This window comes from Clostridium senegalense JC122 (assembly GCF_000285575.1).
Taxonomy (GTDB): Bacteria; Bacillota; Clostridia; order Clostridiales; family Clostridiaceae; genus Clostridium_J; species Clostridium_J senegalense.
Window position 1 is genome coordinate 1,414,727 of the sequence record NZ_HE611050.1, and the last position, 16,164, is coordinate 1,430,890.

Here is a 16,164-nt window from a genome sequence, read left to right on the forward strand (position 1 = left end):
GCCGTCCGTGGTTATTACTATTCGCTATGCTCTCAGTAATGCTAACTGTATTTTTAAATCTAGTTTTGCTAACAAAATCTAAATAAGTAATAAATTACGGTGTTGGCTCCATAACAAATGGGACAGGCACGGTAAATTTATTTTCTTCGCTACCACTTGATGCTCTCATAATTTTATACTTCTATCTAAAACATCAAAGCCAGTCCCGAACAACTACGCTACATAGTAGCTACCTGGGGACTGGCTAACCTTTTTTATTTATGGTAATTAAATCCAAAGAGCTGATTTTTATTTTTATATAGATAAACCATTCGTGCCTATCCCATTTGTTACGGTTGTACATTTTGAATATAGTTTTAGTTTGTTTTGTCTCTAAAACTCAATTTTTACTCCCTTAAGTTGAAAGAAACTGGCAGCCCAGTTTCCTCCATCATTGTCAATTGTCCTTTGTCCATTGTCAATTTTTCCAAACTCTCTACCTCAACTAAGCAAGCAATCACTCAAAGTTCTGCCTCCATCACAATAGGGACTCTTAACTAACTAAACTCCAGTTTCAACCACTTACTATTTTTAATCATCTACCAGCCTATATCCTACCCCTACTTCTGTATGAATATATTCTGGATTCATTGTATTTTTTTCTATTTTTCTTCTTAAACTTGCCATGAATACCCTAAGGGTTTGTGTTTCATTCCCAATACTTCCGCCCCAAACCTCATGAATTATGAAATTGTGAGTTAAAACTTTTCCTGCATGTTTACATAATAGTGAAATCAATTTATATTCTATTGGTGTTAGATGGATTTCTTTTCCTTCTATTGTAACTTTTCTTTTTTCAAAATCTACATTTAAGTCTTTCACTTTGAAACTCTTCATAACCTCTTTCTTATCTTCCATAGTTTGTTTGTGCCTTAGTGATACTCTTATTCTTGCTAATAACTCACTTATTCCAAAGGGCTTTGTCAAATAGTCATCAGCACCTCTATCTAATGCTTCTACCTTTTGTCTTTCATTATCTCTCGCTGAAACAATTATTATAGGGGTTTTTGTCCATTCCCTTATCTTTTCTATAACTTCTAGTCCATCAATATCTGGCAGTCCTAAGTCTAGTATTATTAGATCTGGATTATGTGACATAGAAAGAGCTATTCCTTCAAATCCCTTATCAGTTTCAATATACTTATATCCTTGAACTTCCAAAGATGCAGTAATAAAATTTCTTATTGGCTTATCATCTTCAATTACAAGTATATAAGGTTTATTATCCATATCAACACCACCCTTTATTAACTTATTTTCTATTTAGGTAAACTAAATTTAAATATAGCTCCACCTTCTTTTTTATTAATTGCTTTTATTGTACCACCATGAGCCTCTACTATAGATTTACAAATAACAAGTCCTAATCCAACACCTCGTCTTGAATCAGAAGCCTTTTTCCCATCAGTAAAGAACCTATCAAAAATATATGGTAATATATCTTCTGATATTCCTGCACCATTATCTATTACTTCAAAAAACACATACTGTTCTTTTTCATATAAATTAATATTTATTATACCGTCTTTCTTTGAAAATTTTACAGCATTATCTATAAGGTTTATTAGAACCTGTTGAATTAAGTTTCTATCCATAGGTAATAATATTATATTTTCAGGAAGCTTAACTTCAATTTTATTATCTTTAAAGTACTTGGAACTTCTTTGAATAGCTTCATATATTACCTCTTCAACTAATTCCACTTCTTTTTTAATTTGCATTTTCCCTTCATCTACCCTTGTCATACTAAGTAAATTTTCAACTAATCTTATTAACCATTGTGTATCTTCATAAACCCCTTGAAGAAGTGTACCTTTAGTTTCTTCTGAAATATCTTTTCCATTTTCAATTATAGTACCAATGGAACCTTTTATTCCAGCTAAGGGACTTCTTAAATCGTGTGATATAGCTCTTAATAAGTTACTTCTTAATCGTTCTCTTTCAATTTCCATCTTTGAGTTTTCCTGCTCTTTTAAAAATATCTCACGCTCTATTGCTATTGCTATTTCACTAGTTACAGTTCCAACTATAAATTTTTCTTCTGGATCTAATGTCCCTTCACTACAAGAAACACCTATAACTCCTAAGACTTTATTATGTCCTTTTACTGGTATATAGTATCCTTTTGCACCATAAAAGGTATTAGTTCCTGAACCAGATTCTTTATCATTTAGAAGAGTCCAATATGCAACTGCTTCTTCATTTCTTGTTAATATTTCACTATTACCATCTTTTCCATCAATCTTATATATAAAAGGTGTTGAAAGTGTATCTTCATTTACTAAATAGCATACAACAGTTCTATTAGTAAGTCGTGATATATATTTTATACCTATTGATACAGCATCTGCTGTTCCTCTAGCACTCAATAATTTTTTACTTACTCTATATAAAATTTGGGTTCTTTTTTCTCTTGCCACTGAGTTAATTGCTTGTTTTTGTATTTTATTAGTTAACATTCCTATTATAAATGCAACTATCAACATAATAGGAAAAGTGATTAAATAATTTTTATCATAAAAATGTAGCGATAATCGTGGCTGAGTAAGTAAGTAATTAAAGAGCATAACTGCTATTACTGAAGATATTATTCCTATTAAATGCCCAGTAGTTACAATATATATTAATATAACGCCTAATGTAAATACCATAATAGAATTGGCTTCTGAAAGACCTGCATAGTCAAAAAACAAAGTAATTATTGTTGCAATAGTCATAATACAGCTAGCTTTTAAAACTTCTTTTATTAAATCTTGTGAGTCTATTTTAGAATTTTCTTTTACTTTTTTTATATTCTTTTTTTCATTTGAACTTGGAATTATATATAAGTCAATACAATCATTGTAATCTATTATTTTTTGGGAAATATCTTTTTTAAAAAACTTGAATATACTTTTTGATTTTACATGATTTTTACCAACTATTATTTTAGTTATATTTCTAAACTTAGCATATTCAATTATTTGTTCTACAACATCTTCACCATAAACAGTTACAATTTCGCCTCCTAATTCTTCTACTAAGTTAAAATTATCTTTTAAAGATTTTTTTTCTTCCTTACTAAAGTTTTCACATTCTGTATTTTCTACATATATAGCTATCCATTTGCAATGATGAGCCTCAGCCATTCTTGCTGCACTTCTTATTATTTTAGATGAAGATGGTGAAGGACTAATACACGCAAGTATTTGTTCTACTGTAGCAAGTACTGTAATTTGACCTTTTGAAAGTCTTACACTTTCAACCTCATAATTTACTCTATCTGCGGTCCTTCTTAACGCAATTTCTCTTAATGCAAAAAGATTACTCTTTTTAAAAAAGTTATTAAAAGCCTTTTGAGTTTGTTCCTTGCTATAAATTTTTCCATCAGAAAATCTATTTAAAAGTTCATCTGGCTCTATATCAATTAGCTCTACTTTATCTGCATCATCAAACACTTTATCTGGTATTGTTTCTCTAACAAAAACATTTGTTATATCTTCAACTACATCATTTAAACTCTCAATATGTTGAACATTTAATGTAGTATATACATCTATTCCTGCGTCTAATAACTCATCTATATCCTGCCATCTTTTTTTATGTCTTTCTCCAATTGCATTAGTATGGGCAAGTTCATCTACTAAAATTATCTCTGGTTTTCTAAGTAGCGCTTCATCTAAATTGAACTCTCTTATTTTTACTCCTTTATAATTAATTATTTTAGGTTTTATATTTTCAAGTCCATATATAAGACTCATAGTTTCTGGTCTTGCATGAGGTTCAATATATCCAATAACTATATCTTTTCCTAATGCCTTTAAGTCATGAGCTTCCCTTAACATAGAATATGTCTTGCCTACACCTGCTGCATATCCAAAAAATATTTTTAATTTTCCTCTATTAGAAGTCTCTTCTTCTTTTTCTATTTGATTTAAAAGGTACTCTGGATTTGGTCTTTCGTAATCCATTTTAAAACTCACATCCAATCCTTATAAATTTAGTTTATATATTTATAATTAAAAACTTAATATATATATATTCCTTTATTTTAATGAAATAAGCTAAAACTTTAAATTATAATCATAATATTAACTATTTTTTACATAAAAAGAAACTGGTTTTCCAGTTTCTTTTTAATTAATTAATATATACAAAAACTATTTTTTATTAAGTTCTGATTGTATTGCTATATTAGCTTTAAGAATATTTACTTTTTCTTCTCCAAATATTCCTAATAATTTTTTATCTGTTGACTTTTCAACTATTCTTTTTAGATTTTCTTCACTTATACCTGATACCTTTGAAATACGTGGTATTTGGATTTCTGCTGACTTAACAGTTATATTAGGATCTAACCCTGATGCTGAACTCGTTAACAAATCTGTAGGGATATCTTCCTTTTTAACTGTTGGGTTTTCTTTTAAAAATTTTTCTATATCCTCTTCAACTCTTTTTGTTAAAAGTTTATTTGATGCACCTAAATTTTCTGATCCTGAAGATGGTCCCTTATAATCTGTATCTGAGGAATAGGTATTATAATTTACACTGGATATTCTTCCTTTAAAAAATTTAGAATCTGTAAAGTCCTGTCCTATTAATTCTGACCCTACTGCTTCTTCTCCTATTTTTATTATACTTCCATTAGCTTTTTTATTAAAAGCCAGTTGGCTTATTCCTGTTAGTAACAGCGGATAAATAAATCCACATAATATTAATAAAACTACACTTAAAAGAACTGCTTTTTTTAATACTTTCATTTTAAATATTCCACCTTCCTTAAACAATTTATACATTAATCACTATAAAATTCTCTCTATTTTAAATTACCTATAAATAATTGTTATAGTGTTCCAAGTTGACTCTTAAAGTTATTCGCTCCAAAACTTGGATATCTAAAATAGTGAGACCTGCTCCGAATCACTTACAATTCAACACTTCATTTTGTATAAAAATATTTAAAGGTTATTGAATAAATTTAAATTGGAGCTTGTTTCTCTATAATACTTATAAACTTAAAATTGTTATTATTGGAGATATCATTAAGTCTATAATTTTTATTCCTAAAAACGGAACAATTATTCCACCTAATCCAAATATCAACATATTTTTTAATAACATAGCCTCTGCTTTCATTGGCTTATACTTTACACCTTTCATTGCAACTGGAATAAGAATTGGAATTATTATCGCATTAAATATTAATGCTGATAATATAGCACTGTTTGGTGTTGATAGCTTCATAACATTTAATATTTGCATTTTAGGTATAGCTATTGTAAAAATTGCTGGTATTATAGCAAAATACTTTGCAACATCATTAGCAATACTAAAAGTTGTTAATGCTCCACGAGTTATTAAGAGTTGCTTACCTATTTCTACAACTTCAAGTATTTTAGTTGGATCTGAATCTAAATCAACCATGTTAGCTGCTTCTTTTGCCGCTATTGTTCCACTATTCATTGCAAGTCCTACGTCTGCTTGAGCTAATGCTGGTGCATCATTTGTTCCGTCACCAGTCATTGCTACTATTTTTCCTTCTTCTTGTTCTTTTTTTATTGCATTTATCTTATCTTCTGGTTTGCACTCTGCAATAAACCCGTCTATTCCAGCTTCTTTTGCTATAGTAGCTGCTGTTAATGGATTATCCCCTGTGCACATTACAGTTTTTATTCCTATCTCTCTAAGCCTTTCAAATTTTTCTACTAGACCAGGTTTTACTGTATCTTTAAGATAAATAACTCCGTAAATTTTTTCATCTACTACAACGACTAAAGGAGTTCCCCCTAGCTTTGCAACTCTATTTACTATATGCTCTACTTCTTTTGGTACAGTTTCCCCAAATTCACTTACCCTTTCTTTTATAGCTTCAAATGCACCTTTTCTAATAGTTATTCCATTTTCTAAATCTACTCCACTCATTCTTGTTTGAGCTGTAAATTCTATAAATTGAACGTTTTTATATAAATTTTCATCAATTTTAATTCCTAATTTATTTCCTAAAGATACTATTGATTTTCCTTCTGGAGTATCATCTTTCAAAGAACATATTACCGCATATTTTATTAATTCATTTCTATTTACACCTTCTATTGGTATAAAATCTGCTGCTAGTCTATTTCCAAAAGTTATAGTACCTGTTTTATCCAATATCATAGTATCTACATCGCCACAAGCTTCCACTGCTTTCCCTGACATTGCTATAACATTAAACTTTGTAACTCTATCCATTCCAGCTATACCTATAGCGGATAAAAGCCCACCTATTGTAGTTGGTATTAAACATACTGTTAATGCTATTAGTGTTGCAATAGGAAGTTTAACTCCTAAATAATTAGCTATAGGATACAGTGTTACAATTACAACTAAAAAAATTAAAGTAAGACTTACTAGTACAGTATTAAGTGCTATTTCATTAGGAGTTTTTTGTCTTGATGCGCCTTCTACTAATGCAATCATTTTATCTAAAAAAGATTCTCCTGAAGATGTTGTTATTTTTATTTTTAGCCAATCACTAACAACCTTTGTTCCACCTGTTACTGATGAAAAATCTCCACCACTTTCTTTTATAACAGGAGCCGACTCTCCTGTTATAGCTGATTCATCAACGGATGCAACCCCTTTTATAATTTCTCCATCACTTGGAATTATATCTCCATTTTCAACTAATACTATATCTCCTTTTTTTAAGTCGCAAGCACTTATAACTTTCACTGTGCCCTTATCATCTAACAGCTTTGCTGTAGTATCTTTACGAGTTTTCTTCAATGCTTGCGCTTGTGCTTTTCCACGACCTTCCGCTACAGATTCTGCAAAATTTGCAAAAAGAACTGTTATTAATAAAATCACTGAAACTATACCATTGTACATTCTAAGATTATTTCCACTATCTCCAAATAAATTTGGAAAAGCTGTTAATAATACTGATATAACAAATCCTATTTCTACTACAAACATAACTGGATTTTTCATCATATATTTAGGATTTAATTTCTTAAAAGCTTGAATTATAGAGCTTTTAAAAATATCCTTTGTTATAAATTTAGATTTTTTCTCTTTACTATCCATAATTACAAGTCCTTTCATAACTTATATAGAGTTGTAAACTAAATTCTAAAGTTATTCATTTATCATGTGAGAAAACTTAACGAATAAACTTAGATATTAACTTGTTTTCCTATATAGGTCCCAAAATTACATTTCAACATTAATACCAAAGATTTAAATGTTCAGTTATTGGTCCTAATGCTAATGCTGGCAAAAATGTAAGTGCTCCTATTATCAGTATGATAAACACTAATGTTATAGAAAAAGCAACTCCATCTGTTCTTAAAGTTCCTAAACTCACATTTACCGGTTTTTTAGCTAACAAAGAACCTGATACTGCAAGTAGTATTGCCATAGATAAATACCTTCCATAAAACATTACTACTCCTGCTATGACATTCCAAAATGGTGTATTATCAACTAATCCTTCAAACCCAGAACCATTATTAGCTGCAGAAGATGCAAACTGATAAATTACCTGTGTTAATCCATGAAATGATGGATTCGATATGGCTGAAACTCCACTTGATGTTATAAATGCTAAAGCTGAAGAAATTAATATTAAAAATGGATGTATCATTATAGCTAATGCTATTAATTTAATTTCTTTTCCCTCTATTTTTTTTGATAAAAACTCTGGTGTTCTTCCAACCATAAGTCCACATAAAAATACTGCAAGTATTGCGTACATAATTACATTCATAAATCCAACGCCTTCACCACCAAAAACAACATTAAGCATCATATTCATAAGTGCTACTGCACCACTTAATGGCATTAATGAATCATGCATATTATTTACACTACCGGTTGTAAAAGATGTTGTTATTGTAGTGAACAAAGTAGATTGACCTACACCAAATCTTACCTCTTTCCCTTCCATATTCCCCATAGACTGATTTAAACCTATTTGGGATAATGCTGGATTACCTGCCATTTCTGATTTATAACAGATTACTAATCCTAAAATGAATATTATTGACATTGCTAAAAATATTGCAAATCCTTGTTTTTTGTTTTTTAGCATTAATCCAAAAGTATATATTAATGCTCCGGGTATAAGCATCATCGATAACATTTCTATTGTATTACTTATAATTGTAGGATTCTCAAAAGGATGTGCTGAGTTAGATGCAAAAAAACCACCACCATTTGTTCCAAGATGTTTTATAGATTCTAATGCTGCTACTGGCCCTAATGTTATATCCTGCATTTTACCCTCTATTGTTGTTACTGTTTCTATACCTTTTAAAGTTTGTGGCACTCCTTGTGAAACCAAAACAAGCCCTATTATTATTGATAATGGTAATAACACCCTTGTTATAACTCTTACAAAGCTTACATAAAAACTACCCATTGCTTTTCCTGTTATACCTTTCATAAATGCTACGACTGCCGCAAATCCTGTAGCTGCTGATGTAAACATCATGAAAATAATAACTGCCATTTGACTAAAGTGTGAAAGAGCTGACTCTCCTGCATAATCTTGAAGATTAGTATTGGTCATAAAACTTATTATAGTGTTAAAAGCTAAATCTTCTTTCATTGCTCCTACATTGTTAGGATTTAAGATATGAAATTTTTGAGTTCTTAATATGATATATCCAATAAGAACCATAACTCCATTTACTACTATAAGTGTCAAGATGTACTGTTTCCAATTCATATCTTCATCTTTATCTATTCCACATATTTTATAAATTAAATTATCTATTTTATTAAAAATCCTATCTCCAAAAGCCTTTTCACCAGTAATTACTTTATATAGATATTTTCCCATTGGTATTATCAATAAAATAAATACTAATAAAATCAAAAATATTTGAATCCAATCCATAAGTCTCCCCCCTAATAGATTTTAAAATTTTTCTGGATTAAAAAGTGCGTAAAACAAATATATAAATAACAGAACTAATGTTATTATTAAAATCCACATAAAAGTTCCTCCTTATTTGTACTTTCTATTAATTTGTTTTTTACACCAAGTTGTAAAAAAACTTATTGAACAAAATGCTAATAACAGGCTAGCACTAAAAACCAAATCCATCATTTTCTAATTCCTCCACTAATTTTTGTTAACATGATAAAAACTATATTAGCTTTTTTCAGTATGTAAATTTCTCTATGGATTTTATATTAGCACTGCCTATATAAAATTAGCATTAAGATTTCTTATGCTATATAAAGATTGTATAAAGATTATAAATTAACTAAAATTCAGATTAAATATTTATACTTTCTTTATACTAATTGGTAATTTCTTAATCCTATCTTCATGTTAAAGTTGCTAAAATTTACTTATTACAGGATAAACTTTTATTATTCATTAATTTAAATATGATAAATATGTTTTGAAAGGTGAGAACTATATGAGATTTGATGATTTAATTAAAAAAGCTATTATTGAAATTAAAAATGAAAATTTTCTTAAAGCAACTGAATATATACACCTAGCCATGTCTGAAGATGATACTTCAGCTAAGCCACATAATTTACTTGGTATTATCGAAGAAATCAATGGTAATCTCGAGCTTGCTAATAATCATTATAGGGCAGCCTATTCTTTAGAGCCAACTTTTAAAGCTTCAGATAATAACTTAAAACGAATAACATCTTTTTATTATGTATTTGATTTAGAAAAAATTGATTTTGGAGAAACCATGCAACTTCAAGTTGGAGTTTAAATTTATTTATTAAATTATAAAATATAATGTATATTTTTATGTTTTTTATCCATAATAAATATTGAAACGATTTGAAAATCTTATTTTTACAAAAGATTATTTCAGTAAGAAACTAAAGAAAATCTCATCAGATACCAAAGAAAAGAGGGAACTTTAAGTTCCCTCTTTATCTTTTTAAGATTATATTTTTATTTAATTATAATAATCAATTTTATAAATTCTTTTAAAAGCTTATTTACTATATTACAAAGCTATAATAATTTAAATAGGAATTTATTGATTAATCTTTTTTTATCAATTCAATTTCTTTCTTTAATTTTGTTATCTCTAATGTTAATTCATTTATTTTTTTAGTAATCATAATAAGTTCTTCATCATAATTTTTTCCATTATCACTCTGATTAACATTATTATTATTTTGATTAACATTATTATTCTCTTGATTAACATCAGGATTATTTATATTAAAGTTATTGCAATCAAAACACCTTCCCGGTCCACCTTCAAAATATTGTTGCTGAGCATTGTATGTTACTATTGCCTGGCCGATTAACATTAACCAATTTCCTATTGCATTTTGAACATTAAATGGAGTATCTCCACCTATGAAATTACCTATCATTTCTGCAATAACTATAAATGTTTGTGGATCCATTCCTTGAAAATCATTATAGCCCATTAAAATTCCCTCGTATTGCTTGATTAATATATATTATTCTAATCTTAAAATCAATATGACAATTTATTAGACTTCTTTTTCTTTCAGTTTTTCTAGCATATCTTTTGTCATTTTAGCTAAATCATATTCTGCCTTGAATCCCCATTCTTCTTTAGCACAAGTACAATCTATTGAATTTGGCCAAGAATTTGCTATTGCTTGTCTTATCGGATCTGGCTTAAATTCTATTTCAAATTCAGGTATGTGTTTTTTTATCTCTGCTGCTATTTCACTTGGTTCAAAACTCATAGCTGTTATATTGAATGCATTTCTATGCTTTAATTTTGAAGAATCTGCTTCCATAAGAGTTATTATTGCATTTATTGCATCTGGCATATACATCATATCCATATAAGTTCCTTTATCTATATATGAAGTATATTTACCATTTTTTAATGCTTCATAATAAATGTCTACAGCGTAATCTGTTGTACCGCCTCCTGGAGGAGCTACATAAGATATTAATCCTGGGAACCTTACTCCTCTAGTATCTACACCAAATTTAGTATGGTAATAATCACATAACAATTCGCCTGAAACTTTAGTTACTCCATACATAGTTTTTGGTCTTTGTATTGTGTCTTGTGGAGTACTATCTTTTGGTGTATCTGGTCCAAAGGCACCTATAGAACTTGGTGTAAAGAACTTACAATTTAATTCCCTAGCTACTTCTAACGCATTTACAAGTCCACCCATATTTATATTCCATGCAAGTTGAGGTTTTGCTTCTGCAACTGCTGAAAGTAATGCTGCTAAATGAACTATAGTATCAACCTCATATTTTTTAGCAACTTGAAGCATTTTTTCTTTATCAAGTACATCTATTATTTCAAATATTCCACCTTCTACAATAGCATTGCCTTCAGGTTTTCTAATATCACTTGCAACTACATTATCTTTTCCATATCTCTTTCTTAACTCTGTTACAAGTTCTGTTCCTATTTGACCTAAACATCCTGTGACCAAAATTTTCTTCATAATTTGTGCCCCCTATTTTTTGTTAGTATATCTTTTATTTTCTTCTTAACTTAAATTATTCCCATTTCTTTTCCTACTTTTTCGTATATAGCAATTGCTTTATCAAGCATTTCCTTTGTATGTGCTGCTGTTGGCATATTTCTTACTCTTGCTGTTCCTAATGGTACTGTTGGGAATACTATTGATTTTGCATATACACCTTCCTCGTATAATTTTTTACTAAATTCTTGAGCTTTATCAGCTTCACCTATTATACAAGGTGTTATTGGTGTTTCACTATTTCCTATATTAAATCCAAGTCCCTTTAGACCTTTCTTTAAATAGTTTCCATTTTCCCATAGTTTATCATTAAGTTCTGTGCTTTCAGTTAATATATTTATAGCTTCTATACAAGCTCCTGATGCTCCTGGAGTAAGTGATGTTGAGAATAAAAATGGTCTTCCTCTAACCTTTAACCAATCGATTAAATCTTTAGATCCTGCTACATAACCACCTACAACACCTATTGCTTTAGATAATGTTCCTATTTGGAAATCTATCTTATCTGATAATCCAAAGTGCTTAACTGTTCCTGCACCTTCACCTAGAACCCCTGAGCCATGAGCATCATCAACATAAGTTATCAAATCAAATTCTTCTGCTATTTCAACTATTTCAGGAAGTTTTGCTATGTCACCATCCATAGAAAATACACCATCTGTTATAACCATTATTTTTTCATAAAGTCCTGACTCTTTTGCTTCCTTTGCTTTTTCTCTTAAATCAACCATATCTGAATGATTTACTCTTATGATTTTTGCACCTGATAATCTACATCCATCTATTATTGATGCATGATTTAAGGCATCAGAAAGTATAGCATCTTTTTTATTCATAACTGCTGATATAGCAGCCATGTTGCAATTAAATCCTGATTGAAATGCTATAGCTGCTTCTGTATGTTTAAATTTAGCTAATTTTTCTTCTAGTTCAACATGTATATCTAATGTTCCATTTATAGTTCTAACTGCACCTGCACCTGCACCATATTTTTCAGTTGCTTTTATTGTGGCATTAATCATTCTAGGGTCTGTTGCAAGACCTAAGTAGTTATTAGAAGAAAGATTTATTAATTCCTTTCCTCCTATATTGATAATAGGTCCATTAGATCCATTTATTACATTTATTTCATTATATAAACCTTTACTTTTTAAGTCTTGTAAATTTGTTTTTAAAAAACTTGATAACGCTTTACTTCCCATTTTTAACCCTCCAATACTTAACTTTTTTAAATTTAGTTTTAATTTATATTATTAATTTATAAATTAAATGCATGTTTTAATTTTTGAGTTTATATTTCATAAAAAACTCTTAGTTAATTAATATTTCTAAATACACGTATTGAAAACAAAATATATAGGTAAAAAATCCTTTGAATTTTCGTATACTTTCTGTATAAATTAAATCTATAAATTTTATTTTCATATTATATATTTATTAATTAATAATTCAAATAGACAAGCTAATATTTATTATTAATCATTTATGATTTTCTACATTTTTTTAGGAACTCCTTCTTTATTTTTTGAATAGTTTTAATTTTTAAATTATTTTTTCTTTTAAACCATTTATTTTATATTTTTTTTATATTTAATTTTATATTCTCATAAAATATTTAAAATTCATTACCTCTTAATAAATTTATTCTAAATTCAAATAAATCAATTAAGAATTATTTACCAATAAAATATCTTACTTTTATCATTGACTATATCGTAATATATAGATATAATGATATAGAACTCACACATAGAATATATATTTTTTTTAAAACATAATAATAATTTTAGGATTTAAAATAACACATAAGAAGGGGTAGATTGAATGAATTTTTATAAAAAATATGGTTACATTATATTTTTAGCATTTTTAGTACTTTCATTGTTTAATATGGCATTAGCTAGCATTGCAGTAATTTGTATGATAGCTCCAGTTATTTTAGCTTTACTAGGCAAAGGTAGATTTTGGTGCGGGAACTTTTGTCCACGTGGTAACTTCTATGATAACATTATGAAAAAAGTTTCACCTAAAAAAGAAGTACCTAAATTTTTTAAAAGTACTATACTTAGAACTTTCATGGTATTTTTCCTTATAGGAATGTTTTCAATGGGCGTTAAACAAAACTGGGGGAATCCAGCTGGTATCGGCATGGTTTTCTATAGAATTATTGTTATAACAAGTATTGTTGGAATAATTTTAAGTATGTTTTATTCTCACAGAACTTGGTGCAACTTCTGTCCAATGGGAACTTTATCTTCTTTAGTTGCTAAAGTACGTGGAAAAAATGTAGCCCTTAAGGTAGATAGTTCTTGTGTAGGATGTAACCTTTGTGCTAAAAAATGTCCAATGGGCATATCAGCAAAGGAATATAAGAATTCACATATAACAAATACAGAATGTATACACTGTAATGAATGTGTATATGCTTGCCCTAAAAAAAGTATAAATTTAGATACTAACTTATAGTTATAGAGAGACAAGCTCCAATTTAAATTTATTTAATAACTTTAAAATATTTTCATACAAAATATAGTGTTGAATTTTAAATAATTCGGAGCATGTCCCACTATTTGGGGTATCCAAATTTTGAAATAGATAATTTAAAGAGTAAACTTGGAACCCTATAATATACAGCTTAATAAAAAACATAGCTAAAATAAAATTTAGCTATGTTTTTTTATATAGTTATAATATAATTACTACTCACTATATTCCTAATAATTCTAACGGAACTTTTTCTATTTTATATAAATTTGCAAAGCAAATCATATTATTAAATTAAAAGAAACTGGACTTAAGTTTCATCTTAAATTATTAATTTTTAATTTTAATTTTTAACTATAATGAGTAATACCCTCTATATTCTTCTGGTAATAATTTTGATATAGAAGTCATTATTTCCCACATAGCTCGAGTATGATATTCTTCTCGTGTTTCCTCTTTAGTTTTAGCTGGTAATTTGAATGGTTTTCCTATTTTCATTGTTACATTAGCACTGCAAATTTTTTCTTCTTCCATTGAGCCTTCTGGATTTATAGGTAAAAACTTTTCTGTATCTGTAAGCCCTATTGGAACTATTGTTGCTTTAGTTAATTTAGCTATTAGTATTATACCTTTTTTAGCTTCTATCATTTTACCATCTCTACTTCTTGTTCCTTCTGGGAAAATCATTATATTTCTTCCTGATTTTAATTTATTTATTACAGCTGCTATCGCATCCTTATCCGCAGAATTAGGCTTTATCATAACGCACTCTATTAATTCTAAAATTAAGCTTGTAAATTTATTATGACTTAGTTTTTCACCTGCTACAAAAACAGGTTTATACTCTTCTAATTCATTATTTATAAATATACCATCTGAATTACTTAAATGATTAGATATAAATATTATAGGACCTTCTACGCCTTTTAAGTTTTCTTTACCTTCTACTTTTAAGTTGGCATATTTATCTATATACTCATTTACTTTTTTTCTTATTACCTTACTTCTTAATGGTTTTGGTAATTTGCCTACAATAGTCATTTGGCTTTTTATACTCATTATTTTTCACCTTTCTCATTTTTAAATATTTTATCATAATAATCCTTTATGTATGGGGAGTTTATAGTTTTATATATGTTATCTATGTCTTTATTTTTTATACTTTTATATGTAACCATTGCATTTCGTATTAATGTATTTTTTCCTCTCCATCCACAGCTACAATTCTTATATTTATTTTTAAAATCACTATTATTTAAATTTATAATATCTAATAAACTATCATTCTTAAAAAAATCAAAGGGTTTAAATTCATCTATATTAGAATATTGTATTTCTTTGTTGTAAGGACATACATTTTGACAAATATCACAACCAAAAATTTTTCCTTCAATATATCTTAATTCATCCTTTGATAAATGTTTTTTTGAGTTATGTATGATAAACATTTATTAAAATTATTATCTATTTTATTTTTTTCTAATGTTTTAGTTGGACATGCTTTTAAACATAATTCACACCTTCCACAATCTTTACTTATAGGTGTGTCTGGTTCTAACTTTAAATTTATTATAACTTCTCCTAAAAATACATAGGACCCATATTTTTCAGTTATAAATGTATTGTTTTTCCCTACAAAACCCAAGCCAGAAAGATATGCTATATATCTTTCTGGTAATGGATTATTATCCACAAACCCTTTAGAATCTATCCCCATACTCTTTAGATAATCACATATCAATTGTAGATAACTTTTAACTACTTCATGATAATCTTTACCCTGTGTATATTTAGAAAAATATTTACTTCCTTCACTTTCTTTATAGCAATAGGGAACAGCAATAGATATTATACTCTTACCATTTTCCATAAGACTAAATGGATTTATCTTTTTTTCTATATCTTCTTCTTCAAATTCCACATAAAAACCATTGTTTTTTCTATAAGTATAGTATTCTTTTAGTTCATTAAAAACTCTACAGTCTGTTATACCTACTAGTTCTATTCCTATAGAGTTTATATATTTTTTTAAATCTTTTTTTATTTTATCATTCATAAAATTAACCTATCCTTAATTTAGTTAAAAGTTAATAGTGAATAATTAAGAGTTTAAGTTCCATTTTAAACTTATATATGGTTCCAAGTTGACTTTTAAAATTATCCATTCCAAAACTTGGATACCCAAAATAGTGAGAC

12 protein-coding genes and 1 pseudogene are annotated in these 16,164 nt (G+C 28.1%); 2 read left to right on the forward strand and 11 right to left on the reverse strand.

All coding sequences use genetic code 11. The features are described from left to right. Positions 1-570 precede the first annotated feature (570 nt). The 6 genes from CSGHG_RS07100 to kdpF all read right to left on the reverse strand — a co-directional run bounded on the left by CSGHG_RS07100 (position 571) and on the right by kdpF (position 9,001). Entirely contained in the window at positions 571-1,269 is a 699-nt protein-coding gene (locus tag CSGHG_RS07100) for a response regulator (protein WP_010293727.1), read from the reverse strand. 29 nt (positions 1,270-1,298) lie between these two features. Beyond that, entirely contained in the window at positions 1,299-3,989 is a 2,691-nt protein-coding gene (locus tag CSGHG_RS07105) for a sensor histidine kinase (protein ID WP_010293729.1), read from the reverse strand. Between the two features lie 189 nt (positions 3,990-4,178). Next, the gene (gene kdpC / locus CSGHG_RS07110) at positions 4,179-4,778 is read right to left on the reverse strand and encodes a potassium-transporting ATPase subunit KdpC (RefSeq protein ID WP_010293730.1); all 600 of its coding nucleotides are present in this window, start codon (positions 4,776-4,778) and stop codon (positions 4,179-4,181) included. Between the two features lie 247 nt (positions 4,779-5,025). Further along, entirely contained in the window at positions 5,026-7,086 is a 2,061-nt protein-coding gene (kdpB, locus tag CSGHG_RS07115; RefSeq protein ID WP_010293731.1) for a potassium-transporting ATPase subunit KdpB, read from the reverse strand. A gap of 139 nt (positions 7,087-7,225) precedes the next feature. Then, the gene (kdpA, locus tag CSGHG_RS07120) at positions 7,226-8,902 is read right to left on the reverse strand and encodes a potassium-transporting ATPase subunit KdpA (RefSeq protein WP_010293732.1); all 1,677 of its coding nucleotides are present in this window, start codon (positions 8,900-8,902) and stop codon (positions 7,226-7,228) included. 21 nt (positions 8,903-8,923) lie between these two features. After that, on the reverse strand, positions 8,924-9,001 hold the full coding sequence (gene kdpF / locus CSGHG_RS25055; RefSeq protein ID WP_081496272.1) for a K(+)-transporting ATPase subunit F: 78 nt from the start codon (positions 8,999-9,001) through the stop codon (positions 8,924-8,926). 415 nt (positions 9,002-9,416) lie between these two features. On the opposite strand from kdpF, the gene CSGHG_RS20155 reads away from it, so the two are divergent. Then, on the forward strand, positions 9,417-9,749 hold the full coding sequence (locus CSGHG_RS20155; protein ID WP_155844740.1) for a tetratricopeptide repeat protein: 333 nt from the start codon (positions 9,417-9,419) through the stop codon (positions 9,747-9,749). Between the two features lie 280 nt (positions 9,750-10,029). On the opposite strand, the gene CSGHG_RS20160 is transcribed toward CSGHG_RS20155, so the two are convergent. The 3 genes from CSGHG_RS20160 to CSGHG_RS07145 all read right to left on the reverse strand — a co-directional run bounded on the left by CSGHG_RS20160 (position 10,030) and on the right by CSGHG_RS07145 (position 12,686). Further along, on the reverse strand, positions 10,030-10,428 hold the full coding sequence (locus CSGHG_RS20160; protein WP_010293734.1) for a hypothetical protein: 399 nt from the start codon (positions 10,426-10,428) through the stop codon (positions 10,030-10,032). A 66-nt stretch (positions 10,429-10,494) separates the two neighbouring features. Continuing rightward, positions 10,495-11,445: an L-threonine 3-dehydrogenase gene (locus tag CSGHG_RS07140; protein WP_010293736.1), complete on the reverse strand. Its 951-nt coding sequence runs from the start codon at positions 11,443-11,445 to the stop codon at positions 10,495-10,497. A gap of 50 nt (positions 11,446-11,495) precedes the next feature. Beyond that, on the reverse strand, positions 11,496-12,686 hold the full coding sequence (locus tag CSGHG_RS07145; RefSeq protein ID WP_010293737.1) for a glycine C-acetyltransferase: 1,191 nt from the start codon (positions 12,684-12,686) through the stop codon (positions 11,496-11,498). 622 nt (positions 12,687-13,308) lie between these two features. On the opposite strand from CSGHG_RS07145, the gene CSGHG_RS07150 reads away from it, so the two are divergent. Further along, positions 13,309-13,950 carry a 4Fe-4S binding protein gene (locus tag CSGHG_RS07150; RefSeq protein ID WP_010293738.1) on the forward strand — a complete coding sequence of 214 codons (642 nt, stop codon included), beginning with the start codon at positions 13,309-13,311 and terminating at the stop codon, positions 13,948-13,950. 372 nt (positions 13,951-14,322) lie between these two features. Here the strand turns inward: CSGHG_RS07150 and CSGHG_RS07155 are convergent, their stop codons facing one another. Both CSGHG_RS07155 and queG read right to left on the reverse strand, forming a co-directional pair. Then, positions 14,323-15,027 carry a lysophospholipid acyltransferase family protein gene (locus CSGHG_RS07155; RefSeq protein WP_010293742.1) on the reverse strand — a complete coding sequence of 235 codons (705 nt, stop codon included), beginning with the start codon at positions 15,025-15,027 and terminating at the stop codon, positions 14,323-14,325. Continuing rightward, positions 15,027-16,024 (reverse strand): annotated as a pseudogene (queG, locus tag CSGHG_RS20165) (tRNA epoxyqueuosine(34) reductase QueG). The gene CSGHG_RS07155 and the pseudogene queG overlap by 1 nt, the downstream one beginning before the upstream one ends. Positions 16,025-16,164: the final 140 nt, after the last annotated feature.